The sequence below is a fragment of the Pseudomonas sp. W2I6 genome (genome assembly GCF_030815935.1).
Lineage (GTDB): Bacteria > Pseudomonadota > Gammaproteobacteria > Pseudomonadales > Pseudomonadaceae > Aquipseudomonas.
The window spans coordinates 2,260,743-2,287,705 of sequence record NZ_JAUSXJ010000001.1; the positions used below are offsets into that span (position 1 = coordinate 2,260,743).

Genomic DNA, 26,963 nt, shown 5'->3' on the forward strand with positions numbered 1-26,963 from the left:
TTTGCTCGCGGATGAGTGTTGTCGCGACCGGGCCATTGCCCTACCATTTGTAGGCTTATGCCTAATTCGCCTAAGCATATAACTATAAAAATGGAGTCGTGATGATGTCTCTGGAACGAGTTCTGATGGGTAGCGCGTTGTTGCTGATGTTGGGCAATGCCCACGCGCTGGAGGGGAAAAACGTTTATATGCAGGGCGGCTCGCAGCCGGGAGCTGCGCCGTGCGTCGCCTGCCACGGGGCTGATGGCCTGGGGCTGGCAGCCGCGGGTTTTCCGCGTTTGGCCGGTTTATCGGTGGGGTATTTGCGTAAGCAACTGCAGGATTTTAAAAGTGGCGCCCGGAACAGCCCGGTGATGCAGCCACTGGCCAACGCCCTGACGGAAGAGGAAGTCAGCGCTGTAACCCGGCAGCTGGCGGCAATGCCTGCGCCCGCACCTGTGTCGGTGCACCGCAGCGAGATGCCTACTGACGCTGCGCAAAAGATTGCCCTGCAAGGTGCGTGGGAGCGCCAGATTCCGGCCTGTGTCAGCTGTCATGGCCCGGCCGGCGTGGGCGTCGGCGACGGGTTTCCACCCCTGGCCGGACAATCTGCGGCCTACCTCGCGGCGCAGTTGAACGCCTGGCGCAGCGGCACGCGCCATAACGATCCGAATGATCTGATGGGCCATATCGCCAAATCCCTCAGCGCTGAAGAAGTGCAGGCCGTGGCCACCTATTTTGCCTCGTTGAGCGGCCAGGAGGCCAAGCCATGAAGCGCTTCTTGTTTGCTCCGCTGCTGGGAAGCCTGATCGGCGTACCCGTCCATGCCGCCCCTATTGCCATGGAAGACCAGTCACAGTTGCAGCCAGCCGGCGCTCATGGGGCTGCCGTGCAGTTCCAGCCGCCCAAAGAAAGCGAGCTGCCGGACAACGCCTACGGCAAGCTGGTGAAACAGGGCTACGCGCTGTTTGTCGACACCAAGCGCCTGGCGCCGCAATTTGTCGGTAATGGCCTCAATTGCAGCAATTGCCACCTGGACCAGGGTCGCCTGGCCAATTCGGCGCCGCTGTGGGGTGCCTACCCGATGTACCCGGCGTATCGAAAAAAGAACGACAAGGTCAACACCTTCGCCGAGCGTTTGCAGGGCTGTTTCCAGTTCAGCATGGATGGCGGCACGCCACCGGCTGCAGACAGCCCGGAGATTACCGCGCTGTCGGTGTATGCCTACTGGCTGGCGAGCAAGGCTCCCTTGGGCGTCGAACTGCCGGGCCGTGGCTACCCGGACGTGCCGGCACCCGCCAAGGGTTACGACCTGGCCCAGGGCGCAGAGGTCTACAAGGGCCAGTGCGCGGTGTGCCATGGCGCCGAAGGCCAGGGCCAGAAAGTGGGCGACAACTACGTGATGCCGCCGCTCTGGGGTAAAGACTCCTACAACTGGGGCGCCGGGATGCATCGAATCAATACGGCAGCGTCCTTCATCAAGCACAACATGCCCCTGGGCCAGGGCGGCAGCCTGACCGACCAGCAAGCCTGGGACGTGGCAGCCTACGTCAACCGTCACGAGCGTCCTCAGGACCCGCGCCTCGTGGACGGTTCCGTGGAGAAAACCCGGGTGAAGTTCCATGCCAATGACGGCGTCAATCTTTACGGGCAGACGGTCGATGGCGTACTGATCGGGCAAGGCATCCGTTAAACTGTCGATAACCCATAAAAAATGCCGCTGAATCAGCGGCATTGTCTTTTCGGAAACTCAGTCATGAAACGTGAGCAAGTCAGGGAACAGCATGCAGGGGGGCATATTTCTGCGACCCATGTGATTCAAAATCCCGCGGATACGGGCGAGTGGATCGTGTTCTTCAAGAAGAGTGGCGGTCGCAGCTACTTCCTGGTGGATGACCAGGATGAAGTCGAATCCTTCTCCCGCCTGGACGACTTGATCGAGACCATTCGCGGCCTGGGCATCAAGTTCGCCGAAATTCACATGTAGTTATTTGCAGACCACCGTCACGCTGCGGGTCTTGTAGTTGCCGACATCCTTGCCCAGGGTCTTGTCGCTTTCTTTCAGGGCCGGTGTGCCTTCGGTGCCGACAATCCGGTAGCCGGTGCCCGCGCAGGACGCATCAGCCTTTTCATAACAGCTGGCCCAGGAGTTGGCTTCGCCGGAGCAGTCGATGGCCAGTCCTTGTTCGCCGTTCTTCAGGACCGTGTCGGAAGTGGTGGTGCAGCCACCGGTAAGCGCCAGTACCGCAATCAGTGCCAGGATCTTGTTCATGTAGGAGTCGTCATCAGGGTGTTGGAGGGGAGCGCTGACACTGTCGTGGGGCGTTACAGGCGAGATTATAGCGAACCGCCATTAACGTACAGACAAACACAAAAAAGCCCCGTCAAACGAGGCTTGATTGGCGTTACCGCGGTGTTACTTGGTTTTCGGACGCTTGCTCGACGCGTGGCCGGCTTCATCCACAAACACTTCGGCCACGGCACAGGCTTGAGCTTCGGTCGCGAATGCGCCGGCAACGCTGTCGCCATGGAAGTTGATCAAGTGCCAGCCGTCCGCTCGCTTGGTGATCAGGTAGCCGTTCACGCCTTTTGGTTCTGACATCTATCAATCTCGTTGTCTGGTTCAAGGGCGTAATGATAGCGCCAAACGGCGTGGGGCGGCGCAAGTTGTTGCAGGTCAGTGCCGATCGTCATAAAGCGTGCTAAAAAGGTTGGAGCCCTTTGAATGACGGGCACAAGCCGACGATTTCTAACAGCGGCGAAGGTACTTGATTGAATGCCGGCGGAACTTACGCCGACATTTTTTCTCTATGTTGACATCGCAACGCCAGCAGGACCCATTGTAAGGTGACTGCGGCCTGATTAGACTGCGCCGAATTTCGTACGCACAGCCCTTTGTAAGGACTCATATGATCAAGAAATGCTTGTTCCCAGCAGCCGGTTACGGCACTCGCTTCCTGCCAGCGACCAAGGCCATGCCCAAAGAAATGCTGCCGGTGGTGAACAAGCCACTGATCCAGTATGGCGTGGAAGAAGCACTGGATGCCGGCCTGAACGAAATCTCGATCGTGACCGGCCGTGGCAAACGCGCCCTGGAAGACCACTTCGACATCAGCTACGAGCTGGAAAACCAGATCAAGGGCACCGACAAGGAAAAATACCTGGTCGGCATCCGTAAGCTGCTCGACGAGTGCTCGTTCTCCTACACCCGCCAGACCCAAATGAAAGGCCTGGGTCACGCGATCCTGACCGGTCGTCCGCTGATCGGTGACGAACCGTTCGCCGTGGTACTGGCCGATGACCTGTGTGTAAACCTGGAAGGCGACGGCGTCCTGACCCAGATGGTCAAGCTGTACCAGAAGTACCGTTGCACCATCGTCGCGGTTCAAGAGGTCGATCCTCAGGAAACCAACAAGTACGGCGTGATTGCCGGCGACGATATCGGTGATGGCCTGATCCGCGTACGCGACATGGTTGAAAAGCCAGCGCCGGAAGATGCTCCGTCGAACCTGGCGATCATCGGCCGCTACATCCTGACCCCTGACATCTTCAAGCTGATCGAAGAAACCGAGCCAGGCAAGGGTGGCGAGATCCAGATCACCGACGCCCTGCTGAAGCAGGCAAAAGACGGTTGCGTGATTGCCTACAAGTTCAAGGGTCGTCGTTTTGACTGCGGTGGCGCTGAAGGCTACATCGAAGCGACCAACTTCTGCTACGAGCACTTCTACAAGACTGGCAAGGCTTACTGATTCATCGTTGCCAGCCCGTTGAAAAAGCCTGCGAGTCGAAAGACCGCAGGTTTTTTTATGCCTTGCCCAAATAGCGGCTGGGGGCTTCGCCCAGTACCCGCTTGAACATTGCACCAAACGCATTGCCGTTGGCATAGCCCATGTCCCGTGCAATAGCCCCCAATGGTCGGCCCTGGGCTAACTGGCAAACGGCTTCGGCAATCCGTAGCTGCTGGCGCCATTGGTTGAAGCTCAGCCCGGTTTCATCCCGAAACCGCCGGCGCAGGGTGCGCACGCTGGCGCCGATGGATTCACTCCAGTCTTCCAGGGTGGCCGGGTTCGCCGGGTCTTCCAGAAGCATTTCACACACACTGAGCAGGCGTTTGTCCCGGGGCAATGGCAGGCTGCAGCCTTCGGTTTGAGTCGCGGATATCAACTGGTGCAGCAGCAATGGCGTGAGCAGGGCAGTGTGGGCGTCGGGTGCGAGCATGCCCAGAATCAGCTCCCGCAGCAGCGGCTCTACCCTGATCAATCGGCAGGATTGCCACGCCGTGGGTAATTGATCGCTTTCCACGTACAGTGCGCGCATCGCAACCTCACCGACCATGTGCAATTCATGGTCGACACCCGGCGCAATCCAAAAGCCGTATGCCGGCGGGACGGTCCAGGCGCCCATGCGGGTCAACACCCGGATCACGCCTTGGGTGGCGTGCACCAGTTGGCCATATTCATGGCTGTGCCAAATCTCTCGTGCGCCATCGACATAGTCATGGGCCCGAACCCGTAATTCCTCGCTGGTGCTGCGAGCGGGCGCCCCAAAGCGTTTACGCCAGATGTTGTCCAATCAAGAATGATTCCTGAGATGTAGGTTGGAACGGTCATTAATTGACCCGTGCGCGTAGAAGAATGACCGGATCTTTAACGCGATTCAATATTAAATAAGAACGATTAACAAAAAGACTTTTCAAGGAATCGTCATGTCCGGTGCGTTGTCTTCTCCTCCGTTTTACCTTTCCAGGCTGGCGCTGGTGGTGTTGGCGCTTGCTCCTGTTGTGTGGGCCGATGACGCGCCCATCGTGTTGAAGGACACCGCGGTGACAGCCGCCGAGGCCGAGCCGGCAGACGGCGTGGTGCCAGGCTATGTGGCGCGCAACACCACCGTGGGCACCAAAACCGGCGCGCCGATCGTGGAGACGCCGCAATCGATCTCGGTGGTCAGCCGCCAGCAGATGGATGACCAGGCGGCGCAAACCGTCGACCAGGCATTGCGCTACACACCAGGGGTTTACTCCCAGGATAACGACCTGCGGTTTGACCAGTTGAGCATTCGCGGCTTCGATGCCGACTCCTACCTCGACGGGCTCAAGCTCAATCGCACGACCTGGTTCGCTACGCCTCGGGTCGACCCTTGGTTTCTGGAGCGCATCGACGTGCTGCGCGGGCCAGCTTCCGTGCTGTACGGCCAGAGCGGGCCGGGCGGCCTGGTGGACATGCAGAGCAAGCGGCCGACGGATGAGCCACTGCACGTGTTGCAAATGAGCGTGGGCAATGACAACCGCTATCAGGCCGGCTTCGATTTTGGCGGGCGCCTGGACGAGCAGGGCGATGTGACCTATCGGCTGACCGGGCTGGGCCGCATGGCCGATACCCAGACCGATCACATCAAGGACCAGCGCATCGCCATCGCGCCGGCCATCACCTGGAACATCGACGACGACACCAGCCTGACCCTGCTGGCCAACTATCAATACGACCCGGAAGGTGGGCTGTTCAACCCGGTACCCGCGTATGGCACCGCGCTGCACAACCCGAATGGGCGCTTGCGCCCCGATGATTACCTGGGCGACCCGGACCGCGATCGCTTCAAGCGCAATCAGTTTTCCCTGGGCTACGCGTTCAGCCACCGGTTCAACGACACCTGGAGCTTTCGCCAGCACCTGCGCTATATGCATGATGACGTCGACTACTACCAGACTTCCCTCACCGGGCCGCTGGACGCCAACCTTGCCACCGCGCCGCTGTGGGCCAACGTCAATCATGAGCACCTTGGCCAGTTCGCCCTTGATAACCAGTTGCAGTCCGACTTCAGCACCGGCCCGGTCAAGCACACTGTGCTGATGGGGGCGGACTTCCAGCGGCTGTTGCAGACCATCAACCGGGGCGGCCAGTATTTCCCGAGTGCGATCAATATCTACAACCCCGACTTCAGCGCCTTGCCGAGGGTGCCGGTGTCCATCAACCAATACACCACCCAGAGCCAGTTTGGCGTGTACCTGCAGGACCAGCTCAGCTTCGACCATTGGCGCTGGCTGATCGGTGTGCGGCAAGACTGGGCGCGTACCTACGACAATCAGGACAGCGCGTTGACCGGCGCCAACCTGAGCAACACGCGCCAGCACGACGAGAAACTCACCTGGCGTTCGGGCCTGAGCTACGTGTTTGATAACGGCGTTGCGCCGTATGTCAGCTACAGCGAATCGTTCCAGCCGCAACTGGGCACTGACCGGCTGGGTGCGACATTTGTGCCGACCACCGGCAAGCAGTACGAAGCCGGCGTTAAATACCAGCCTGTGGGCTCCCGCAGCCTGTACAGCGCGGCAGTGTTCGACCTGCGTCAGCAAAACGTCCTGACCACCGACGATGTCGACCCCAATTTTGCCACCCAGAAAGGCGAAATCCGCTCCCGCGGCGTCGAGCTGGAAGCCCATGCCGAAGTCACCTCGAACCTCAGCCTGATCGGTTTTTACACCTGGATGGACCAGCGCATCCTCAAATCCAATGACGGCGACCAGGGCGAACACCCGACCGGCATCCCGGGCAAGAGTGCCTCGCTGTGGGCGGACTACACCTTCCACGACGGCCCGCTGCAGGGCGTCGGTTTCGCGGCGGGTGCGCGCTACTTCGGGCCGAGCTACGGCAGCGCCGACAACACGCTGGAGGTGTCATCGCGCACGCTGTTTGATGCCGCGGCGCACTATGACGTGCAGAACTGGCGCCTGGCCCTCAACGCCAGCAACCTGTTCAACAAGGAATACCTGGCCTACTGCAGCAACGGTTTCCTTTGCTACTGGGGCGCAACCCGTTCGTTGCAGGCCAGCGCGACGTATCGCTGGTAAGGCGCTGACCTCTGGCGCGGCAGCAGGTATGCTGTTGTCCTGCCGAGGAGAGTGAAATGGCCTACGATTTTGACCTTTATGTAATTGGTGCCGGTTCCGGCGGTGTGCGCGCTGCACGATTCGCTGCGGGTTTTGGCGCCAAAGTGGCGGTGGCTGAAAGCCGCTACCTGGGCGGTACCTGCGTGAATGTGGGCTGCGTACCGAAGAAACTGTTGGTGTACGGCGCGCATTTCGCCGAAGACTTCGAGCAGGCCAGCGGTTTTGGCTGGTCCCTGGGTGAAGCGAATTTCGATTGGGCGACCCTGATCGCCAACAAGGATCGTGAAATCAACCGTCTCAATGGCATCTACCGCAACCTGCTGGTCAACAGCGGCGTGACCCTGCACGAAGGGCATGCGCGGCTGGTGGACCCGCACCAGGTAGAAATCAACGGCGAGCGTTTCACCGCCAAGCACATTCTGGTTGCCACCGGTGGCTGGCCGCAGATCCCGGACATCCCGGGGCGCGAGCACGCCATTGGCTCCAATGAGGCGTTCTTCCTCAAGGAGCTGCCCAAGCGTGTGCTGGTAGTCGGCGGTGGCTATATCGCCGTCGAGTTCGCCGGGATTTTCCATGGCCTGGGCGCACAGACTTCGCTGCTGTATCGCGGCGACCTGTTCCTGCGCGGTTTTGACGGCTCGGTGCGCACGCACTTGAAGGAAGAGCTGACCAAGCGCGGCCTGGACCTGCAGTTCAACGCCGACATCGAGCGTATCGACAAACAGGCCGATGGCAGCCTCAAGGCCACTTTGAAAGATGGCCGCGTGCTGGAAGCCGATTGCGTGTTCTACGCCACTGGCCGACGCCCGATGCTCGATAACCTGGGGCTGGAAAACACTGGCGTCAAGTTGGACAAGCGCGGCTTTGTCGAAGTGGATGAGCTGTACCAGACCGCCGAACCGTCGATCCTGGCGATTGGTGATGTGATCGGCCGCGTGCAACTGACGCCAGTGGCCCTGGCTGAAGGCATGGCCGTGGCACGTCGCTTGTTCAAGCCTGAGCAATATCGTCCGGTGGACTACGCGATGATCCCGACGGCGGTGTTCAGCCTGCCGAATATCGGCACCGTGGGCCTCAGCGAAGAGCAGGCCCGTGAAGACGGGCACAAGGTGCAGGTGTTCGAAAGCCGCTTCCGGCCGATGAAACTGACCCTGACCGACTGCCAGGAAAAGACCTTGATGAAGCTGGTGGTCGACGCCGAGACCGACAAGGTCCTGGGTTGCCACATGGTCGGCCCTGACGCTGGCGAGATCGTGCAGGGCCTGGCGATCGCGCTCAAGGCGGGCGCGACCAAGCAGCATTTTGATGAAACCATCGGCGTGCACCCAACGGCGGCGGAAGAGTTCGTCACCATGCGCACGCCAGTGGCGCAGTAATCAGCCCTCGGTAGTTGCTTCCGGCACCGTCGCGACGACGGCTGCCAGGCGCAGCGCATCAATACTGGCCTGGGCCTTGACCAGGTCCAGTTCCAGGGTTTTGTTGGCCTTCTGATGCTCGGCCAGCGCTTCCTGGCGCGCCTGATTCTCCAGTTGGGCAACCCGCAAGCGCTCCTGCAACAGGGTACGCTCGCTGTCGATCACACTCACTTGCTCGCTCAATTGACGCTGCTGTTCACGGTCCTGGCGAGCCTGTTCCTGCAGTGCGCTCAATTCCTTCACGGTCACCCGATGCTCGATCAGCAGGCGCTCGTTATCGCGGTGCAACTGAGTGATTTCATCCTGGCGCACCATCGCGCTCTGCTGGGCCTGGCGCAGCTCTGCCTGGACCTGCTGCAACTGGCCTTCATGGCGACGCTGTTCCTGCTCACGCTGGTCCTTGATCGCATTGCGGTAATGCTCCAGGGCGTCCCGGGCATGCAGGTGCTTCTCTTCCAGTGAGCGAATCTGCTCGTCCTTGTCGTTGATCCGCAACTCGTAATCGCTGCACGCCTGGCTCAGCCCGGCGTTGCGGGTTTGCTCGGTTTGCAGGCTGGAGCGAGTGCTTTGCAAGGCCGCGCTTTCATCGGCCAGGGCGGCGGACTGGATATCGAACTGCTGCTTGACCTGGGAGTGGGCCGCTTCCAGCTCCTCAACCTGGGCGAGCAGGGCGGTTTTCTGCTGCTGGAACTGCGCCAGGGCCAGGTCGATAGGCTCCTGGGCCTTCTCCTTCAGGCGCTGGGCCAGTCGCGCCACCAGTTCACCCAGTTCGTCGTCAATGGGCGCTTCGGTGATGGTCTGGCGGGTTTCGCTTTCGTCCAGCTCCTTCAGATAGCGATGAATCGTGGTTTTCGAGCCGGTATTGCCCATCTCGATGCGTACTGCATCGATGCTCGGGTTTTCGCCACGGGCAAGGATTGCCAGGCGTGCCGTTTGAACTACTGCTTTATTGATGCCGCCGCGAGCCATGGAGTCTCCGTCGATTTGGTACTGTGGTACGTAGTATGTATATACGTACTATATCACGATTGTTTTAAAGCCGAAATTGATGATTTATCAGATGGGATATTGGCGTATTATCCCGTGTGATACAGGTTTTGAAATGGACCACAGCCAATGGCAGTACAGGCATGAGTGAGCTGGACCGTTATCTGAATGCGGCCACCCGCGATAACACCCGCCGCAGCTATCGAGCGGCAATCGAGCATTTCGAGGTGAATTGGGGTGGATTCCTGCCGGCGACCAGCGACAGCGTGGCGCGCTATCTGGTGGCGCATGCGGGCGTGCTGTCGGTCAACACGTTGAAGCTGCGTTTATCGGCGCTGGCCCAGTGGCACACCAGCCAGGGGTTTCCTGATCCGACCAAGGCGCCAGTGGTGCGCAAAGTCCTGAAAGGCATTCGCGCCCTGCACCCGGCTCAGGAAAAACAGGCGGAGCCATTACAGCTGCAGCACCTGGAGCAGGTCATCCAGTTCCTCGAACAGGAAGGCCACGACGCCCGAGGCGCAGAAGACCATCCCCGATGGCTGCGGGCCAAGCGTGACGCAGCGTTGATCCTGCTGGGTTTCTGGCGTGGCTTTCGCAGCGATGAGTTATGCCGGTTGAATATCGAGCACGTGCAGGCGGTGCCCGGTTCGGGCATCACCCTGTATCTACCGCGCAGCAAAAGTGATCGGGAAAATATCGGCCGCACCTACCAGACGCCGGCGCTGTTGCGGCTGTGCCCGGTGCAGGCCTATAGCGAATGGCTCAGCGCTTCAGCGCTGGTGCGCGGCCCGGTATTTCGCGGCATTGATCGCTGGGGCAACCTGGGCGAGGAGGGCTTGCACGCCAACAGCGTGATCCCGCTGTTGCGCCAGGCGCTGGAGCGCGCCGGGATTGCGGCCGATCAGTACACCAGCCACTCCCTGCGCCGGGGCTTCGCTACCTGGGCTCATCGCAGTGGCTGGGACTTGAAGTCGTTGATGACTTACGTCGGCTGGAAAGACATGAAATCGGCCATGCGCTATGTTGAAGCGACGCCCTTTCTCGGCATGACCCGAGCATCCCTTGAGTGATTCAAGGTTTCTTCTATTAATACAGTCTCTTGATAGTGAAAACCAATCGTCAGCATCAGGTTTGCCAATGAGCCATCGGCCGGGAGAGTGGGTAGGATTCACCTCATCAACTTACTAAGCCCTTCTACAAACCTGACGGAGAGTCAACGATGCCTATCATCAACAGCCAAGTAAAACCGTTCAAAGCTACCGCCTACAAAAACGGCAACTTCGTAGACGTGACTGATGCTGACCTGAAAGGCAAATGGTCTGTCGTCTTCTTCTACCCAGCCGACTTCACCTTCGTCTGCCCAACCGAACTGGAAGACCTGGCTGACAACTACGCCGAATTCCAGAAACTGGGCGTCGAAATCTACAGCGTTTCCACCGACACCCACTTTGCCCACGCTGCCTGGCACGACACCTCGCCAGCCATTGGCAAAATCCAGTACACCATGATCGGCGACCCGACCCTGACCATCTCTCGCAACTTCGACGTGCTGATCGAAGAAGCTGGCCTGGCAGACCGTGGCACCTTCGTGATCAACCCTGAAGGCCAGATCAAAATCGTTGAACTGAACGATGGCGGCGTTGGCCGTGACGCTTCCGAGCTGCTGCGCAAAATCAAGGCGGCCCAGTACGTTGCTGCTCACCCGGGCGAAGTCTGCCCAGCCAAGTGGAAAGAAGGCGAGGCCACCCTGGCTCCGTCCCTCGACCTGGTCGGCAAGATCTAAGTCTGTGAAATGCCAAGGGCGGGTTACCGCACCTAAGTAAGCTGCATCCGCCCTCGAAACGCCCGGGCGAGATTCGCTCGGGCGTTTTTTTGTCTGCAATAAACCGAATTAATAGGAAATCGCCCGTATGTTGGACGCCAATCTTAAAGCTCAGTTGAAGTCATACCTGGAACGGGTCACCCAGCCGATCGAGATCGTCGCCTCCCTCGATGACGGTGCGAAATCCCAGGAAATGCTTGCCCTCTTGCAGGATGTAGCCAGCCTTTCGACGCTGATTACCCTGAAAAGCGATGGCAATGATGCGCGCAAGCCATCGTTCTCCATCAACCGCCCGGGTGCCGATATCAGCCTGCGTTTCGCCGGCATCCCAATGGGCCATGAATTCACCTCGCTGGTGTTGGCGCTGCTGCAAGTCGGCGGCCACCCCTCGAAGGCCAGTGTCGAAGTGATTGAACAGATTCGCGCCCTTAAAGGCGAGTTCAGCTTCGAGACTTACTTCTCGCTGTCGTGCCAGAACTGCCCGGACGTGGTCCAGGCGCTGAACCTGATGGCAGTACTGAACCCGAACATCCGCCACGTCGCCATCGACGGTGCGCTGTTCCAGGCAGAAGTCGATGATCGTCAGATCATGGCCGTGCCCAGCGTTTACTTGAATGGTGTGAACTTCGGCCAGGGCCGCATGGGCCTGGAAGAAATCCTCGCCAAGCTCGACACCAGCGGTATCGAAAAAGCCGCCGAGAAAATCAGCGCCAAAGATGCGTTCGACGTACTTGTCGTCGGCGGTGGCCCAGCGGGTTCGGCAGCGGCTATCTACGCTGCACGTAAAGGCATCCGTACCGGTGTTGCAGCCGAGCGCTTCGGCGGGCAGGTGCTGGACACCATGTCGATCGAGAACTTTATCTCGGTACAGGAAACCGAAGGGCCGAAACTCGCCAGCGCCCTGGAGGCCCACGTGCGTCAGTACGACGTGGACATCATGAACCTGCAGCGTGCTACTGCGCTGATCCCGGCGAAAAACAACGGTGAGCTGCACGAAATCCGTTTCGAAAGCGGTGCGACCCTCAAGTCCAAGACCGTGATCCTGGCCACCGGTGCCCGCTGGCGTGAAATGGGTGTACCGGGCGAGCAGGAATACAAGGCAAAGGGCGTGTGCTTCTGCCCGCACTGCGACGGCCCCCTGTTCAAGGGCAAGCGCGTGGCGGTGATCGGCGGCGGTAACTCCGGCGTTGAAGCAGCCATCGACCTGGCCGGTATCGTCAGCCACGTGACCTTGCTTGAGTTTGACAGCAAGTTGCGCGCCGACGCCGTGTTGCAGCGCAAGCTGTACAGCCTGCCGAACGTTGACGTGATTACCAGCGCGCTGACCAGTGAGGTCAAGGGGGATGGCCAGAAAGTTACCGGCCTGGCCTACAAGGATCGCGACAGTGGCGAGTTCAAGACTATCGACCTGGAAGGCATCTTTGTACAGATCGGTTTGCTGCCCAACACCGACTGGCTCAAAGGCACTGTGGAGTTGACTCCACGTGGCGAGATCATCGTCGATGCACGTGGTGAGACTTCGCTGCCAGGCGTTTTTGCCGCCGGCGACGTAACGACTGTGCCGTACAAGCAGATCGTGATTGCAGTAGGCGAGGGCGCCAAGGCTTCCCTGAGTGCTTTCGATCACCTGATCCGCACTTCCGCCCCGGCGTAAATTCCGGCCCGGAAATGAAAAACCCCATGAGTGATCATGGGGTTTTTTATTGCCGGCGGAACCTTACAGCGGCGTTGGCTGAATGATTTCAACCCAGTACGCATCCGGGTCTTTCACGAAGGCCAGGCTTTTCATGCGGCCGTCACTCAGGCGCTTCTGGAAGTCGCAGCCCAGTTCTTCAAAGCGCGCGCAGGCAGCAACGATGTCCGGCACCGAGATGCAGATATGGCCAAAGCCACGCGGGTCGGTGTTGCCGTTGTGGTAGGCAAAGTCCGCGTCGTTTTCGGTGCCGTGGTTGTGGGTCAGTTCCAGGATGCCCGGGATCGACTTCATCCACTGGGTGCGGGCGGCAGCGTCGGCCGGGATCTGGGCCTTGTCGACCAGGGCCAGGAAGTACAGGCTGAATTCGGCTTCCGGGAAGTCACGTTTTTCAACCAGGGAAAAACCCAGTACGCGGGTGTAGAAATCCAGCGACTTGGTGATGTCCTTGACCCGCAGCATGGTGTGGTTGAATACGAAGTTCGTGGTGGCGGCGTCAGGCTGGGCGGTGACGCCCGGGAAAGTGTTCAGTTCGTGCAGGCTCATGGGCCCTCCAGAGAAAAATGGGGCAAACGTGGCTCCGGTTGGAGCATCCCTTGGCTTGCGGCTGGCATCCGTGCAGCCGGTCCATGATACGCAGCCCTGCCGGTTGCGCCAAATGAAAAAGGTGACGCAACCCTTGCGGCCAGCGGGTGCAGGGGCCCAAACTTTGTCGCTTGAACCTTGAGTGTTTTTCGTAATGACCGGATTTCGCGCACCGTTGTTGAGTACCCTGGGCCTGTTGCTGGGCAGCACCGCTGCATGGGCGGCTGACCCGGAAATTCATTGGCCCAGCGGCTGGCAGGTAGAGGAAGTGGCGCCCGACGACCAGGCCCCGGCACAACCGTCGGCGGTGTCCCGCCAGCGGGCCATAAAGAATGATGAGAATGGCGCGACCTTGATGGTCATGGAGTTGACGGGCACGCCAATCGAAGCGGGGCATACGGTCAACCTGCAAGGCGTGCTGCTGGAAATGCGCAAATCCATCCAGAAGGACTTTGCCCAGGGTGGTTATCAAAGTGTGTGCACCAAGATGCACCCCACAACATTGAGCCGGCTTGAGGCATTGGAAACTACCTGTGTAATCACCGAGAACGGTCGGCATGTGCTGTCGCAAACGTTGGTGGGGGCTGTCGATACCGATAAGGCCTATGTTTTTTCATACGCAGGCCAGGCCGACGCTTACGAATCAAGCAAGGATGAAGTCAGTTCGGTGCGTGACAGCCTTAAACTTTGAGCGTTGTAGGCATCGCGACAAATAAGTCGATTTGAACAAAGTGAAATGTTTTTTAAAGTTCGTTTTTGAAAGTGCCAGCGTCCTGATTTGTTTCACTATCGATGGCTGTAAATAAAAAAGCCCTGCATGTGCAGGGCTTTTCTTAGTGCGTTTGTACTAGCCGCAAAGCATTAGCCGCGAAGCCAGGAGTCTACTGTGGCTGCGCCGTACTGTTCTTTCCACGCCTTCAGGCCGCGATGGTTGCCGCCCTTGGTTTCGATCAGTTCACCCGTGTGCGGGTTGTGGTAAACCTTGACGACGCGGGCACGGCGCTGTTTGGGTGCGGCAGCGACGGAAGCGCCGGACTTGCCCGGGTTAGGATCCAGGATGGAGATGATGTCGCGCAGGCTTTTGCCGTAGGTCTTCATCAGCCCTTGCAGCTTTTCTTCGAATTCGATTTCTTTCTTCAAACCAGCATCGTTCTTCAGGGATTCCAGCTGGGCAAGCTGCTCTTGAAGGGCTTTTTCTGCTGCGCGAAATTCGGCGAGTCTGGACAAAATCTATACTCCAATAGTGTATTTGGCTGATATCTACTGCAAACAAAGCGATAAGCCAAGAGCCTTAAGGCGACTCAATGAAAGTGGCCTTCCTGCCAATTCAGCACAGGCAGGAAAAATTGTAGTAGTTAATCAGTCATGAGTAAATCATGTCTTTTGTATAAATAACAATATTTCCGTTGAAGTGGCTGGCTATTCAATGGCTGTTCAGGAATCTAATGAACTCGTCGCAAGGTACAGGCTTGCCAAACAGGTAGCCTTGCAAGAAATCAACGCCTTGGGCCGCCAGATAGTCGCATTGTTCTTGTGTTTCGACGCCTTCGGCAACGATGCCCAGGTCCAGCTTGGCAGACAGTTCAATGATGCTGTCGAGTATATGCCTCGAGAGTGCATCAACACCGATCATTGCCACGAAGCTTTGATCTATCTTCAAGTAATCGACATTGAAGTTGCGCAAATAACCCAGGCTGGAGTGGCCGGTGCCAAAGTCGTCGATCGCGATCATTACCCCCATTTCATGCAGCGCCTGGAACAGCTGGCGGGTGATATCCGTGGGTTCGATCAACTCGCGCTCGGTCAACTCCAGGACCAGGATCACCTTGCCCGGCGGGAAGGCAGCGAGGAACTCCCGGCAGTCCTCCACCAGCCCCAGGTCGTGACAATGGCGAGCGGTAATGTTGATGCCCACGTGAAAATTGTCGGCAAACTGCGCGGTGTGGGGCGCCAACTGTGCGGCGGTCTGGCGCATCAGGGCGCGGGTCATCGGTACGATCAGGCCCGAATGTTCGGCCAGGGGAATGAACAGGTCCGGGCGCACCAGACCTTCCCTGGGATGATTCCAGCGCATCAGCACTTCACAGCCGGCCCACTGCCGGATGTTGTCGCCACGCACCACTGGCTGGTAATAGGGCACAAATTCATTGGCGCCCAGGGCCCGTTGCAGTTCCAGGGTCGGTGCCGATGAGCGCTTTTGCAGCCAGTGGGCGAGGATGCCTGCCAGCACGCCGAAAAACACCACCAGAACGAACAGCGCGGGATACCGCGCCCGCATGTAGCGCCAAGTTTCACCCTCCGGCATCCCGGCTTCCACGCTGTAGGTATACCGCGTGGAGTCGAGATGATGATGCGCGACGGAAAATGTCGGCAGCGCTGTGCTGTGCACCTTGCCATCCGCCGCCAGCCAGTTAGGCCCCACCTGCAACACCAGGTCGGTATATCGGCTGATCAGGCGCAACGCGTTGGTCAAGTGGTAGCCATCAATGGAGGCGAAGGCCCCCCGGTCTCCCTCGGTGAGGCGATACACCAGCAATGCGGTGTCGGGTGTCACCGGGTTGCCTTTCATCAGCCAGAGACGGCCGCCGACGTAGTCCTCAGGGTTGACCGGGGACTGGTAGTTGCCACCAAACAACGAGCTGCAATAGATGTTGCGCTGCCAGGACAAGGTGGTGGCGCGCACGAACGGCCGGCGGGTGACCTGTTCCCGCAGCTTCAGTTGAGTCGGGTTATCACATTCATGGCCGGCCAGTGGCAGCAGGTCCTGGGCGGCGAGGGCGGTGTTGTCGAGCATCAGGTCAAACTGGCGCACGGCCTCCTGGGCGGTTTGCGCGGTGCTGTGCTCGAGGGTGCGCCCGGCTTGCCAATACAGGATAAGCACACCCAGCAAAATGGGCAGCGCGCCACTGAGCAGGGTGATCAGATGGCGAGTGGAGGCCTTTCGGGGGCCTTTGACGGTCAGTGGCATTTGCGCAGCCTGTAGCGGGAGAGGGCAATAGGACGCTCAAATGCGGTCGGGACAACCTCGGTGGCCTTCCAACAAAGCGTATTGGTATTGGCCATGATAGATGGCGGCAGGCGTCTGTGCATGTTCAATAAAGCTTCAACCGTGTGGCCAGTTGAATAAATGCCAGGGTTGCCGGTGAGGACTGCCGACGGTCCAGTACCGCCAGCCCCACCTGGCGTTTGACGGCAGGCTTGAGCGGTTTGATCAGGTAATCCGCCTGCGTGGATTCAGGCAGCGACAACTCGGCGACAATGGTCACGCCGTCGCCCCGGCGCACGGTGTCCAGGGTGCTGAGCAGCTGTGAGCAGCGGTAACGCACATCCGGCTGCAACCCTGCACCGACGAACAGCCTTGAGACCAGTTCGGCCGAACCGGCCTGGGTCAGGATAAAAGGTTCACCACACAGCGCTTTCAGGCTGACACTTGGCTGCGTGCCCAAGTGATGCCCCAAGGGCAGCAGCGCGACCAGTTGGTCCTCAATCAACGGGAACGTATCGAAGCGCTCTTCAGGCAGCACCACAAACCCAACGTCGACGCGCCGCTCTTCCAGCCACTGCGTCACCTGGCGATCGGGGCCTTCGTCGACATGCACCTCGATGCCCGGATGCTGCTCGCGAAAATGCTGCAGGATCGCGGGCAACAGGCGAATCGATGAGGTCGGCCCGAACGAGCCGATGCGCAGCGTGCCGCGCTTCATCCCGCGGGCATCGGCGGCTTCCTGTTGCAGCGTGTTGGCCAACCCGAGCATGGCCCGGGCGCGCAACAGCAGTTGTTGGCCGATATCGCTGAGTTCGACCTGGGACTGATGACGTCGGATCAACTCCACACCCAGTTCCTGCTCCAGGGATTTGATCGCATGGGACACCGCCGATTGGCTGATGCCCAGGCGATTGGCGGCGCTGGTGAAACCTTGCAGTTCGGCCACCAGGGAAAAGATTTCCAGTTGGGTAAGGGTCATGAGTATTTACTCATTTTACGATGATCGGGGATTAGCCAAACAATAAGCCAATCCCGTGTCTTGTGAGTAGAAATCTGATGAACCCGAGCCCTGACCGTCTGACGTATCTGAAGCTGGCGGCCGTGACCATGATCTGGGGCGGCACCTTCGTTGCCGGGCGCTATCTGGCGGCAGGCCTGGACCCACTGTTGGCGGCGACCGTGCGCTTTGCACTGGCCAGCCTGGCGCTGCTGGCCTTCCTGGGCGCCGCGCGTATTCGCCTGGTGCGTCCGACCACCGCGCAATGGGTGCAATTGATGGTGCTGGGCTTTTTCGGGATCTTTTTCTACAACCTGTGTTTTTTCTACGGCCTGCATTACATCAATGCGTCCCGGGCGTCGTTGATCGTGGCGCTGAACCCGGCAGTGATTGGCCTGGCCTCGTGGCTGCTGTTCAAGGAACGCCTGGGCTGCTTCAAGCTGGTGGGGATCGCGCTGTGCCTGGGTGGCGCAGGGCTGGTGATCGTCAGTCGAAACCCGCAGTTGCTGCAGGGCACGGCAGATGCGTGGGTCGGCGACTTGCTGATTTTCGGCTGCGTGGTGGGGTGGGGCGTGTACTCGCTGTTTTCCCGGGGTCTCAACCAGCGCCTGGGGCCATTGCAAACCGTGACCTGGTCGATCCTGCTGGGCACGCTGATGCTGACGATCACCACGCTGGTGACGGGTCGACTAACGGTGGCCGCATTGGGCCGGATTGATCTGCCCCAACTGATGAGTTTGCTGTACCTGGGCGTGCTGGGCTCGGCACTGGCCTACATCGGCTACTACGATGGCCTGCGCCGCATCGGCGCCACCCGTGCGGGTGTATTTATCGCCCTCAATCCGCTGACGGCAGTGATCTGCGGCGCATTGCTGCTTGGCGAGCAACTGACCGTGCCGATGCTGCTGGGTGGGGCGGTCATCCTGCTGGGCATCTATCTGTGCAACAAACCCCTTGCGCGGGCCAGGGCAATGGGGATTTGATAAGAGTACGGACAAATCTGTTTACGCTGTGTAGAATCGATTTACGCATACAAGAATAAGGACTTGCGCTAACGCAAGCCTCGCCCGTCAGAGACTGATGTAACCATGAAGCTACTCGGGTCCCCCCTCATCTTTGGTGACTTCCTCGCCCGCAGCGTGCGGGGTATCTCCTGTGCGCCACCCACTGACCTCATCCTTGCTCGCAAATAAACATTTGTTAATTACAAGAATGATGATGAGGCACCGAAAATGGCAGACCTGTACGAAAACCCAATGGGCCTGATGGGCTTTGAGTTCATCGAATTCGCATCGCCAACCCCGGGCACCCTGGAGCCGATCTTCGAGATCATGGGCTTCACCAAGGTCGCGACCCACCGTTCCAAGAACGTACACCTGTACCGGCAGGGCGAGATCAACCTGATCCTCAACAACGAACCCAACAGCATCGCCTCCTACTTTGCGGCCGAGCATGGCCCGTCGGTGTGCGGCATGGCGTTTCGCGTCAAGGACTCGCAACAGGCCTACAACCGGGCCCTGGAACTGGGCGCCCAGCCTATCCATATCGAAACCGGCCCGATGGAGCTGAACCTGCCGGCGATCAAGGGCATTGGCGGCGCGCCGCTGTACCTGATCGACCGCTTTGGTGAAGGCAGCTCGATCTATGACATCGACTTCGTGTACCTCGAAGGTGTCGAGCGCAACCCGGTGGGCGCGGGCCTCAAGGTCATCGACCACTTGACCCACAACGTGTACCGCGGCCGCATGGCCTACTGGGCGAACTTCTACGAGAAGCTGTTCAATTTCCGTGAGGCGCGCTATTTCGACATCAAGGGCGAATACACCGGCCTGACCTCCAAGGCCATGAGCGCCCCGGACGGCATGATCCGCATCCCGCTGAACGAAGAATCGTCCAAGGGTGCCGGGCAGATCGAAGAGTTCCTGATGCAGTTCAACGGCGAGGGCATCCAGCACGTTGCCTTCCTCACCGATGACCTGGTCAAGACCTGGGATGCGTTGAAGAAGATCGGCATGCGCTTCATGACCGCGCCGCCAGACACCTATTATGAGATGCTCGAAGGCCGCCTGCCGAACCACGGCGAGCCGGTGGATCAACTGCAGGCACGCGGCATCCTGCTGGACGGCTCGTCAGTGGCGGGGGACAAGCGCCTGCTGCTGCAGATCTTCTCGGAAACCCTGATGGGCCCGGTGTTCTTCGAGTTCATCCAGCGTAAGGGTGACGACGGCTTTGGTGAAGGCAACTTCAAGGCATTGTTCGAATCCATCGAGCGCGACCAAGTGCGTCGTGGTGTGTTGACCGCTGACTGATCGCCTGGGCGATACACAAAAAAGCCCGGCCGGGATTGCACCTGGCCGGGCTTTTTGTTGCCCGGCAGAAACATCGGGACACAGGCGGTTGCCAGCGGCCAGGAACGGAATTCACTGCCAGCGTTACTCAGTGTCATATGCCCAGTTGAGGTTCATGTATGACAGTCCTTGCGCACACCGGTAGTCCACCTCCAGGTTTGAATCAGGCAGCAGCCGTCAACGACGAACCGGCCATCAGTCCCTTGGCCCCAACTGCTCCCTCCCCATTAAGTCCTGCCACTGTCGCCCGCGTGACGTTTTCCTCGAACGTGGAATGGAGCAGTGCGCAAGGCGAGCTGACCGCCGCAGGCGTCGAACTGGCCAATGCCGTATTGGCCCCGGGTACCTCATCAACCGTCGGTGCGCAGGTCTGCACGTTCGCGGTGGACGGGATCCAGTCGAGCGACATTCTGGTGGTCAAACGCGTACCCGCCTCTGAAACCGGAACGAATGTCCTGTTGTACATTCCTGACGTGGAGGGCAATTCGTTCTTCGAATTCAATAACCTTGGAGAAATGAACGCCTGGCTCAAAGAGGTCGCCACCGACCCTGACAAGTTGGATGTATTTGCCGGGCATTTTTCCCGCAATGCGCCTGCCGATCAGACAAAGCGGGTAAAAGACACGATGACGCGCTTCGCCGCAGGCGATATCAATGCCGTGGTCGGGCCTTTTGGCTACGAAAAGGGCGATATCTTCAATCGCCTGGACAAGCACCCAAGCGTGCCGCCGGTACCGGTCAACGGGCTGACGGGGACCTACCTGAAAGTTGAGACCCGTGATGGCCGGGTGACTTTCGCAGGCACACGTCCGGACGGAGAAACCGTACTCTATCAGTACGATGCCTACGGCAACTTCCATGGAGGAGGTAACAAGGGCAACTTCTACTTTGTGAAAAACGGCCTGAACAATGACCAGCCGCTGTCGCCTGTTTCGCGAGAGCAATACTTGAAAACGGTCGTCAGTGTCAGCCTGGATAATGTGGGGGCCAACGATTTATGGGGGCTGTTCGACGAGTTCATCCGCCAACTGAAGAACCCGGGTTCAGGCATTGGGACGGCCTTGATCGCACTGGGCGTGCCTGCGGATGTGGCGCAGTCCATCGAAAAAATCGTCAAAAACCCCGTCACCGGCACCTTGCTTGAACTCAACCATGGCAACCGGCTCGGTAAGCTGTTTGGCGTTGAAAAGGCGCAAATGGACGCCGCACTGACGCAAATAGGCGACGAAATCCAAGGCAGGATTCCGTATTACGGGGCCATCCGAGGGGGGTTGTCGCAAACGGCTGTAATGCTCGAAATGGCAGCAAAAAAAAGCGCTGTCAGGCCTTCTGCTGACGCACCAAATGCTTGAAGCCTTCAAACACCAGCACCATCACCGCGAGCCAGATCGGAAGATACGTCAGCCATTCCCCCGCCTTGATGCTTTCGCCCAACAACAAGGCCACGCCAAGCAGCAGCACCGGTTCTACATAGCTGAGCAGCCCGAACAGGCTGAAGGCCAACAAGCGGCTGGCGACGACGTAGCACACCAGCGCCGAGGCACTGATCAAGCCCAGCATCGGGATCAAGGCGTACAAGCCCTTGTGGGCGTCGAGCACGGCAAAACCCTGTTCGCCGCTTTGCACGAACCACAGTGCCACCGGCAACATCAGCGCCATATCGAGCCACAGCCCGCCGAGGTGGTCGGTCTTCAGGCGTTTGCGCAGTACGAAGTAAACCGGGTAGCCGATAATCACTACCAGGGTTGCCCAGGAGAATCCGCCCACCTGATACAACTCGTTCAGCACACCAGCACCGGCGAAGAACACCGCAATCTTTTGCAGGCGTGACAATTGTTCGCCATACACCAGCCGACCGGTCAGCACCATCGTCAATGGCAGCAGGAAATAGCCCAGCGATACATCCAGGCTGCGACCGTTGAGCGGCGCCCACATGAACAGCCACAACTGCACCCCCAGCAAGGCCGAAGACACCACGACCCCGCCGATCAGCGCGGGTTTGGCCGCAACCAGGCGAACCAGTTCCCACACCCGTCGCCACTCGCCGCTGACAATCATGAACACGGTCATGCAGGGCACCGTCAACAACATGCGCCAGCCGAAGATCTCCAGGCCGCTCAAGGGCGTAAGCAGCGACGTGAAGTAATACATCACGGCAAACAACACCGAGGCCAAGACCGATAACACAACACCTTTAGACACACTGTCCTCACGAAAGCCGATTGATACAAAAGAAGGGGGGATTTCAGGGAGGGAATATAGTGCTTTTGAGGTGAGATGTTTGCTCTGTTTTGGAGCGGTTTATGGGAGGATTTCTCAGGTCCCCCCATAAAAGGGACTTATGGCCGGGCAACTCGCCCCGACACAAAGTGGCTCACATCATTGAACCCTGGCGTCGACGCATGCCCTGGCGTGACCAGCGAGTCGATGAACGCTTCGTCCTCCGCCGTGATCTTCACCTCCAGCGCGCCGGTGTAGGCATCCCACTGCGCCTCGGTGCGCGGCCCGACAATCGTCGAACTGACCGCCGAGTTGTTCAGGACCCAGGCAATCGCGAACTCGACAATCCCCACGCCACGGCCCTGGGTGTATTGCTGGATCTGCTGGGCGATGCGCAGGGATTCAACGCGCCATTCGGTTTCCAGGATGCGCTTGTCCTGGCGCCCGGCACGGCTGCCGGCTTCAGGCGTTACGTCCGGCGCATATTTGCCGCTGAGCACGCCACGGGCCAGCGGGCTGTAAGGCACCACGCCCAGGCCATATGCGGCGGCGGCGGTGATCTGCTCCACCTCGGCCTGACGGTTGACGATGTTGTACAGCGGCTGGCTGATGATCGGTTTGTCCACCCCGAGGCGCTCGGCCACGCGGATCACTTCAGCGATCCGCCAGCCGCGGTAGTTGGACAGGCCCCAGTGGCGGATCTTGCCCTCGCGGATCAAGTCGCCAATCGCTGAAATCGTGACTTCCAGTGGCGTGTTGTGGTCTTCGCGGTGCAGGTAATAGATGTCCAGGTAATCGGTGTCGAGGCGCGTCAGGCTGGCTTCCAGCGCATTGAAAATCCGCTTGCGACTCAGGCCGCTGCGGTTCGGCAGGCCATCCGCCGGGCCGATGCCGACCTTCGAAGCCAGCACCCAATCCTGGCGCTGGCGGGCGATGGCTTCGCCGACGATTTCCTCGGAGCGCCCGCCGGTGTAGACGTCGGCGGTGTCGATAAAGTTGATGCCTTGATCCCAGGCCTTGTCGATGATGCGCAGCGAGTCCTCGGTGTTGGTCTGCTCGCCAAACATCATGCTGCCCAGGGTCAGTGCGCTGACCTTCAACCCGGACTGGCCCAGTGTGCGGTAAATCATCGTGAACACCTCAAAAGGGGGAGACAGGCCCTATCCAATACCAGAGAGCAAGGCTCTGGAACAAGCCCCGCGACGGTTATTGCGGCAATAGTTCGGCGCAGCGCAGTTGCAGGAAGCGGTGCAGTACCTTGACCCGCTCCGACACCTGCAACCGATGGGGACACATCAGATTGAAGGGGGTCGGTTCGCCTTGCCAATCGGTGAGCAACGGCACCAGGCGCCCGGCCTTGATATCGCGCGCTACATCCAGCCGCGCTTTATAGGCGATGCCGTGTCCGGCCAATGCCCAGCGCCGCACGATCTCGCCGTCATCACTGAGGTAGTCGCCGCCGACCTCGACTTCCTGCAACACCTCACCCTGGCGAAAGTACCAGGTGTTGTTCGCCCGACCCTGGCGCATATAGCGCAGCGTGCTGTGTTGTGCCAGGTCCTGGGGGAGGCGTGGCGTACCGTGGCGCGCGAGGTAGTCGGGGCTGGCGCACGCCACCCGCGTGTGGTCGGGCACCACCGGCAACGCGACCAGGCTGGAGTCCCGTGGTACGCCGAAACGCAGGGCGATGTCGACGGTTTCGCGGAACAGGTCGGCATTGCTGTCGTTGAGCAGCAACTGAAGGCGCACGTTCGGGTGTTCGAGCTTGAACTCATCCAGCCAGCCCAGCAGCACATTGCGCCCGAAATCCGAGGGCGCGGCCAATTGCAGTAACCCGCTCAGGCTCTGGCCTTGCTGCTTGACCGCCTGTTCGCCTTCCGACAGCGCCTCCAGGGCCACGCGCACACTGTCGAGGTAGCGCCGGCCTTCTTCGGTCAGGCGCATGCTGCGGGTGGAACGCGCCAGCAGCCGGATGCCCAGGCGGGTTTCCAGGCGCTTGAGGGCAATGCTCGCTGCGGCCGGGGTCAGGCTGAGGCTGCGGGCGGCTGCCGACAGGCTGCCGGTGTCGGCGGTGCGTACGAACACTTCAAGGTCGAGGATTGAGCTCATTTGTAAAAATTCTTTAAAGATCTTGTCGTTTTACCGGGATTTTTCAACGATTGCCAAGCTGGGAAGATGAAAGCTCATTTTCTCAGCCAGGTATTTCCCCATGACATCTCCCCTCAACGGCAAAACCATCATCGTCATTGGCGGCAGCAGCGGCATTGGTGCCGAGGTGGCCAAGCAGGCCGTGGCACGCGGTGCCCATGTGGTGCTGGCCGGGCGGCGCTTGTCTTCAACCGTGGAGAACGGGGTGCGTAGCGAGCAGGTGGACGTGACCGACGCAGCCTCATTACAGCGCTTGTTCGAAACCGTGGGGCCGTTTGACCATCTGGTCTACACCGCAGGGCCTGCGGTGCAGGCCAAGGCGTTGATCGAGACCGACCTGAACCTGGCGCAAGACAACTTCAACGTGAAGCTCTGGGGTTCGCTGCGGGCGATCCAGTCGGCGCTGCCATTTCTCGCCGAGCGCGGCAGCATCACCCTGACGTCGGGGCAGTTGGGGCGCAAAACGGTTGCGGGGCAATTCATCAAGACCGGCATCAATGCGGCGACCGAAGCGCTGGGCAAGCAACTGGCCAAGGAACTGGCGCCACGGCGGGTCAATGTGGTCAGCCCGGGGGTGATCGACACCGAGGCGTATGCCGGGTTGTCCGATGAGCAGCGACTGGCAATGTTTGCCAAGGCGGGCGGGGCGTTGCCGGTGGGGCGCGTGGGGCAGGCCGAAGAAGTGGCTGCCGGGTATGTGTTGGCGATGGAGAACGGGTTTATTACCGGTAGCGTGATTGATGTCGACGGCGGCGGATTACTCTAAAGGCAGCTGAATAAAAAGGTCCCGCTTTCAGGCGGGACCTGCATTATCAGTAATAGGGCCGTGCTTAATAACGTGGCACCGGAACCGGTTGTGGCGGGTAGTAATAGCCTGGAGGCGGCGCCTGGTAATAGACCGGCGGCGGCTGTTGGATGTACACCGGCTGCGGTTGCACGTAAACCGGTTGCTGCTGCACATAGACCGGAGGCTGGGAGTTGGCGACCACCGAACCCACTACGAGACCGCCGACAACCGCACCCAGCAAAGCCGGGCCACCCCAGCCCCAACCACCGCCATGCCCGTACCCATAACCGTGACCCCAGCCATAGCCATATCCTCCACGGGCTTCTGCTTGCCCTGCGATGGCGAGGGTGGCAATGAGCAACATGGCTACTTTCATTTTTGAGAGTCGACTGATCATGATAAGTCCTCTACGTATGCACCGAACCGGTCTTGATAATATCCCCGGGCATAGGCTTCAGACAGCGGTTTCGGACGGGATGATGGGGTACGAAAGTAAAGGCTGGGTAAAGGTTGTAGCCTATTTGTTACCTGGAATGGGCGTAGAGGTTAATACGGCTGTCAGGCAGTTGTTTGCCTATAAAAACACGCCTTTATATGAGCAGATAGATGACCGGCGCCGCCCTCGATATCGCGGCACCGGTCAGCGCTGATTCAAGCCTTGAGTGTGCGCGTCATGCGCAACGCCAACACACTGCCCGCGACGATCACCGCCGCCAGCAGGTACAGCGCCAGGTCCGTAGACCCGGTGGCATCTTTCACAAACCCGACGATATACGGGCTGAGGAACCCCGCCATCTGGCCCATGGAGTTGATCAACGCCAGACCGCCCGCTGCCGCACCTGCGCTGAGCATCGCGGTTGGCACCGGCCAGAACATCGGCAGGCCGGTGAGGGCACCCATGGTGGCGATGGTCAGGCCGAGGATCGCAATGGCCGGCGTGGTTGCAAAGTTCACCGCAATCACCAGCCCGATCGCGCCCATCAGCATCGGCACCACCAGGTGCCAGCGACGCTCCTTGCGCAAGTCGGCAGAGCGGCCCACCAGCAGCATGAACACCGCCGCCAGCAGGTACGGGATCGCACTCAGCCAGCCAATCACCAGGTTATCGCTGAAGCCCATGTTCTTGATGATCGATGGCAGCCAGAAGTTGATGGCGTACACACCGCTCTGGATGCAGAAGTAGATCAGGCCGAACGCCCAGATCGCCGGGTTCTTGAACACTTCCAGCAGCGAGTCGCTGGTGGTCTTCGGTTTGTTGGCCAGGTCGGTCGCCTGGTCGGCTTCCAGCACCGCGCGCTCATGGGGCGTGAGCCACTTGGCGTTGGCAAAGCTGTCGCTGAGCAGGAAGTAGGCGAGGGCGCCGAGGATCACCGTCGGCACGCCTTGCAGCAGGAACATCCACTGCCAGCCCGCAAGCCCGCCCTGGCCGGCGGCGAAGTGGTTGAGGATCCAGCCGGAGAACGGGCTGCCGAGCAGGCCGGATACCGGAATCGCCGACATGAACAGCGCCATGATCCGCCCACGGCGGAAGGTCGGGAACCACTGCGAGAGGTACAGCACCACGCCCGGGAAGAACCCGGCTTCAGCGGCGCCGGTCAGCAGGCGCAAGCCGTAGAAGTGCGTCGGTGTGGTAACGAACAACAGGCAGGTGGACAGGGCGCCCCAGACGATCATCATCAGCGCAATCCAGCGCCGTGGACCGAATTTGGTCAACGCCAGGTTGCTCGGCACGCCGCACAGCACGTAGCCGATAAAGAAGATCCCGGCACCGAGGCCGTACACGGTCTCGCTGAATTTCAGGTCGTCGAGCATCTGCAACTTGGCAAAGCCGACGTTGACGCGGTCGAGGTAGTTGAACAGGTAGCAGATGAAAATGAAGGGGATCAGGCGCAGGGTGATGCGCTTGTATACGGCGTTTTTATCGTCATCGGTGGCCTGGGTAACAGCGGCGCTCTGTGACATGGCAGTCTCTCTTTATTATGATTTTTCGCGATGCGAGGGTAACGTTGATCGCCCAACGAGTCTCGGCCACCTCAAGGGGTGCTGTCTTTGTGCTCGCGCACAGTGAAGCATGGTTTGCGCTGTGCCTATGAACAACCGGTTTTTTTCAGGA

27 protein-coding genes are annotated in these 26,963 nt (G+C 59.6%); 14 read left to right on the plus strand and 13 right to left on the minus strand.

Annotation, left to right across the window (positions count from 1 at the left end; all coding sequences use genetic code 11):
• Window positions 1–101: 101 nt before the first annotated feature.
• The 3 genes from QF039_RS10770 (at window position 102) to QF039_RS10780 (ending at window position 1,966) form a co-directional block, all read left to right on the plus strand.
• A complete protein-coding gene (locus QF039_RS10770) occupies window positions 102–752 on the plus strand; it encodes a c-type cytochrome (protein ID WP_307517971.1) in 651 nt (216 codons plus the stop codon).
• Window positions 749–1,672, plus strand: a complete 924-nt coding sequence (locus QF039_RS10775) for a c-type cytochrome (protein ID WP_307517973.1) — start codon at window positions 749–751, stop codon at window positions 1,670–1,672. The genes QF039_RS10770 and QF039_RS10775 overlap by 4 nt, the downstream gene beginning before the upstream one ends.
• A 63-nt stretch (window positions 1,673–1,735) precedes the next feature.
• Entirely contained in the window at window positions 1,736–1,966 is a 231-nt protein-coding gene (locus tag QF039_RS10780) for a hypothetical protein (RefSeq protein ID WP_003212582.1), read from the plus strand.
• Here QF039_RS10780 and QF039_RS10785 read toward each other — a convergent pair whose 3' ends face one another.
• Both QF039_RS10785 and QF039_RS10790 read right to left on the minus strand, forming a co-directional pair.
• A complete protein-coding gene (locus QF039_RS10785; RefSeq protein WP_003212581.1) occupies window positions 1,967–2,251 on the minus strand; it encodes a hypothetical protein in 285 nt (94 codons plus the stop codon). It lies immediately after the preceding gene.
• A 144-nt stretch (window positions 2,252–2,395) separates the two neighbouring features.
• Window positions 2,396–2,581, minus strand: a complete 186-nt coding sequence (locus QF039_RS10790; protein WP_003212580.1) for a hypothetical protein — start codon at window positions 2,579–2,581, stop codon at window positions 2,396–2,398.
• Between the two features lie 307 nt (window positions 2,582–2,888).
• Here QF039_RS10790 and galU point away from each other — a divergent pair, with 307 nt between their 5' ends.
• Window positions 2,889–3,728 (plus strand): UTP--glucose-1-phosphate uridylyltransferase GalU, encoded by an 840-nt coding sequence (gene galU, locus QF039_RS10795; protein WP_003212579.1) that lies wholly within the window; start codon window positions 2,889–2,891, stop codon window positions 3,726–3,728.
• Between the two features lie 55 nt (window positions 3,729–3,783).
• Here galU and QF039_RS10800 read toward each other — a convergent pair whose 3' ends face one another.
• Window positions 3,784–4,551, minus strand: a complete 768-nt coding sequence (locus QF039_RS10800; RefSeq protein ID WP_177068955.1) for a helix-turn-helix domain-containing protein — start codon at window positions 4,549–4,551, stop codon at window positions 3,784–3,786.
• Between the two features lie 133 nt (window positions 4,552–4,684).
• Here QF039_RS10800 and QF039_RS10805 point away from each other — a divergent pair, with 133 nt between their 5' ends.
• A complete protein-coding gene (locus QF039_RS10805) occupies window positions 4,685–6,823 on the plus strand; it encodes a TonB-dependent siderophore receptor (RefSeq protein WP_307517977.1) in 2,139 nt (712 codons plus the stop codon).
• 56 nt (window positions 6,824–6,879) lie between these two features.
• Window positions 6,880–8,238, plus strand: coding sequence for a glutathione-disulfide reductase (gene gorA, locus QF039_RS10810; protein WP_102369015.1), 1,359 nt, complete (start codon window positions 6,880–6,882; stop codon window positions 8,236–8,238).
• Here gorA and QF039_RS10815 read toward each other — a convergent pair whose 3' ends face one another.
• On the minus strand, window positions 8,239–9,246 hold the full coding sequence (locus QF039_RS10815) for a DNA-binding protein (protein WP_307517979.1): 1,008 nt from the start codon (window positions 9,244–9,246) through the stop codon (window positions 8,239–8,241). It lies immediately after the preceding gene.
• 161 nt (window positions 9,247–9,407) lie between these two features.
• On the opposite strand from QF039_RS10815, the gene QF039_RS10820 reads away from it, so the two are divergent.
• From QF039_RS10820 to ahpF, 3 genes are all read left to right on the plus strand, one after another.
• Window positions 9,408–10,334, plus strand: a complete 927-nt coding sequence (locus QF039_RS10820) for a site-specific integrase (RefSeq protein ID WP_102369017.1) — start codon at window positions 9,408–9,410, stop codon at window positions 10,332–10,334.
• A gap of 149 nt (window positions 10,335–10,483) precedes the next feature.
• Complete coding sequence (gene ahpC / locus QF039_RS10825; protein WP_307517982.1) at window positions 10,484–11,047, plus strand: alkyl hydroperoxide reductase subunit C; 564 nt, start codon at window positions 10,484–10,486, stop codon at window positions 11,045–11,047.
• A 127-nt stretch (window positions 11,048–11,174) separates the two neighbouring features.
• Complete coding sequence (ahpF, locus tag QF039_RS10830; protein ID WP_003212573.1) at window positions 11,175–12,740, plus strand: alkyl hydroperoxide reductase subunit F; 1,566 nt, start codon at window positions 11,175–11,177, stop codon at window positions 12,738–12,740.
• 63 nt (window positions 12,741–12,803) lie between these two features.
• On the opposite strand, the gene gloA is transcribed toward ahpF, so the two are convergent.
• Window positions 12,804–13,325 carry a lactoylglutathione lyase gene (gene gloA, locus QF039_RS10835; protein WP_008432524.1) on the minus strand — a complete coding sequence of 174 codons (522 nt, stop codon included), beginning with the start codon at window positions 13,323–13,325 and terminating at the stop codon, window positions 12,804–12,806.
• A gap of 193 nt (window positions 13,326–13,518) precedes the next feature.
• Here gloA and QF039_RS10840 point away from each other — a divergent pair, with 193 nt between their 5' ends.
• Complete coding sequence (locus QF039_RS10840; protein ID WP_008432526.1) at window positions 13,519–14,055, plus strand: DUF4946 domain-containing protein; 537 nt, start codon at window positions 13,519–13,521, stop codon at window positions 14,053–14,055.
• A gap of 170 nt (window positions 14,056–14,225) precedes the next feature.
• Here the strand turns inward: QF039_RS10840 and QF039_RS10845 are convergent, their stop codons facing one another.
• The 3 genes from QF039_RS10845 to QF039_RS10855 all read right to left on the minus strand — a co-directional run bounded on the left by QF039_RS10845 (window position 14,226) and on the right by QF039_RS10855 (window position 17,329).
• A complete protein-coding gene (locus QF039_RS10845; RefSeq protein ID WP_003212570.1) occupies window positions 14,226–14,591 on the minus strand; it encodes a histone-like nucleoid-structuring protein, MvaT/MvaU family in 366 nt (121 codons plus the stop codon).
• Between the two features lie 196 nt (window positions 14,592–14,787).
• Window positions 14,788–16,332, minus strand: a complete 1,545-nt coding sequence (locus QF039_RS10850) for an EAL domain-containing protein (RefSeq protein ID WP_177027860.1) — start codon at window positions 16,330–16,332, stop codon at window positions 14,788–14,790.
• A 124-nt stretch (window positions 16,333–16,456) separates the two neighbouring features.
• Window positions 16,457–17,329 carry a LysR family transcriptional regulator gene (locus QF039_RS10855; RefSeq protein WP_307517989.1) on the minus strand — a complete coding sequence of 291 codons (873 nt, stop codon included), beginning with the start codon at window positions 17,327–17,329 and terminating at the stop codon, window positions 16,457–16,459.
• Window positions 17,330–17,406: 77 nt separating this feature from the next.
• Between QF039_RS10855 and QF039_RS10860 the strand changes: the two genes are divergently transcribed.
• The 3 genes from QF039_RS10860 (at window position 17,407) to QF039_RS10870 (ending at window position 21,047) form a co-directional block, all read left to right on the plus strand.
• Window positions 17,407–18,330 (plus strand): DMT family transporter, encoded by a 924-nt coding sequence (locus QF039_RS10860; protein ID WP_307517991.1) that lies wholly within the window; start codon window positions 17,407–17,409, stop codon window positions 18,328–18,330.
• 249 nt (window positions 18,331–18,579) lie between these two features.
• On the plus strand, window positions 18,580–19,656 hold the full coding sequence (hppD, locus tag QF039_RS10865) for a 4-hydroxyphenylpyruvate dioxygenase (protein WP_003212566.1): 1,077 nt from the start codon (window positions 18,580–18,582) through the stop codon (window positions 19,654–19,656).
• Window positions 19,657–19,814: 158 nt separating this feature from the next.
• Complete coding sequence (locus QF039_RS10870; protein ID WP_307517994.1) at window positions 19,815–21,047, plus strand: dermonecrotic toxin domain-containing protein; 1,233 nt, start codon at window positions 19,815–19,817, stop codon at window positions 21,045–21,047.
• On the opposite strand, the gene rarD is transcribed toward QF039_RS10870, so the two are convergent.
• The 3 genes from rarD to QF039_RS10885 all read right to left on the minus strand — a co-directional run bounded on the left by rarD (window position 21,016) and on the right by QF039_RS10885 (window position 24,024).
• Entirely contained in the window at window positions 21,016–21,897 is an 882-nt protein-coding gene (rarD, locus tag QF039_RS10875; protein ID WP_023658818.1) for an EamA family transporter RarD, read from the minus strand. The genes QF039_RS10870 and rarD overlap by 32 nt on opposite strands.
• A 137-nt stretch (window positions 21,898–22,034) precedes the next feature.
• Window positions 22,035–23,045, minus strand: coding sequence for an aldo/keto reductase (locus tag QF039_RS10880; RefSeq protein ID WP_307517998.1), 1,011 nt, complete (start codon window positions 23,043–23,045; stop codon window positions 22,035–22,037).
• Window positions 23,046–23,121: 76 nt separating this feature from the next.
• The gene (locus tag QF039_RS10885; RefSeq protein ID WP_008432540.1) at window positions 23,122–24,024 is read right to left on the minus strand and encodes a LysR family transcriptional regulator; all 903 of its coding nucleotides are present in this window, start codon (window positions 24,022–24,024) and stop codon (window positions 23,122–23,124) included.
• Window positions 24,025–24,124: 100 nt separating this feature from the next.
• On the opposite strand from QF039_RS10885, the gene QF039_RS10890 reads away from it, so the two are divergent.
• Window positions 24,125–24,829 carry an SDR family oxidoreductase gene (locus tag QF039_RS10890; RefSeq protein WP_008432542.1) on the plus strand — a complete coding sequence of 235 codons (705 nt, stop codon included), beginning with the start codon at window positions 24,125–24,127 and terminating at the stop codon, window positions 24,827–24,829.
• 64 nt (window positions 24,830–24,893) lie between these two features.
• On the opposite strand, the gene QF039_RS10895 is transcribed toward QF039_RS10890, so the two are convergent.
• On the minus strand, window positions 24,894–25,247 hold the full coding sequence (locus QF039_RS10895; protein ID WP_023658819.1) for a hypothetical protein: 354 nt from the start codon (window positions 25,245–25,247) through the stop codon (window positions 24,894–24,896).
• 254 nt (window positions 25,248–25,501) lie between these two features.
• The gene (locus tag QF039_RS10900) at window positions 25,502–26,812 is read right to left on the minus strand and encodes an MFS transporter (RefSeq protein ID WP_003212559.1); all 1,311 of its coding nucleotides are present in this window, start codon (window positions 26,810–26,812) and stop codon (window positions 25,502–25,504) included.
• Window positions 26,813–26,963: the final 151 nt, after the last annotated feature.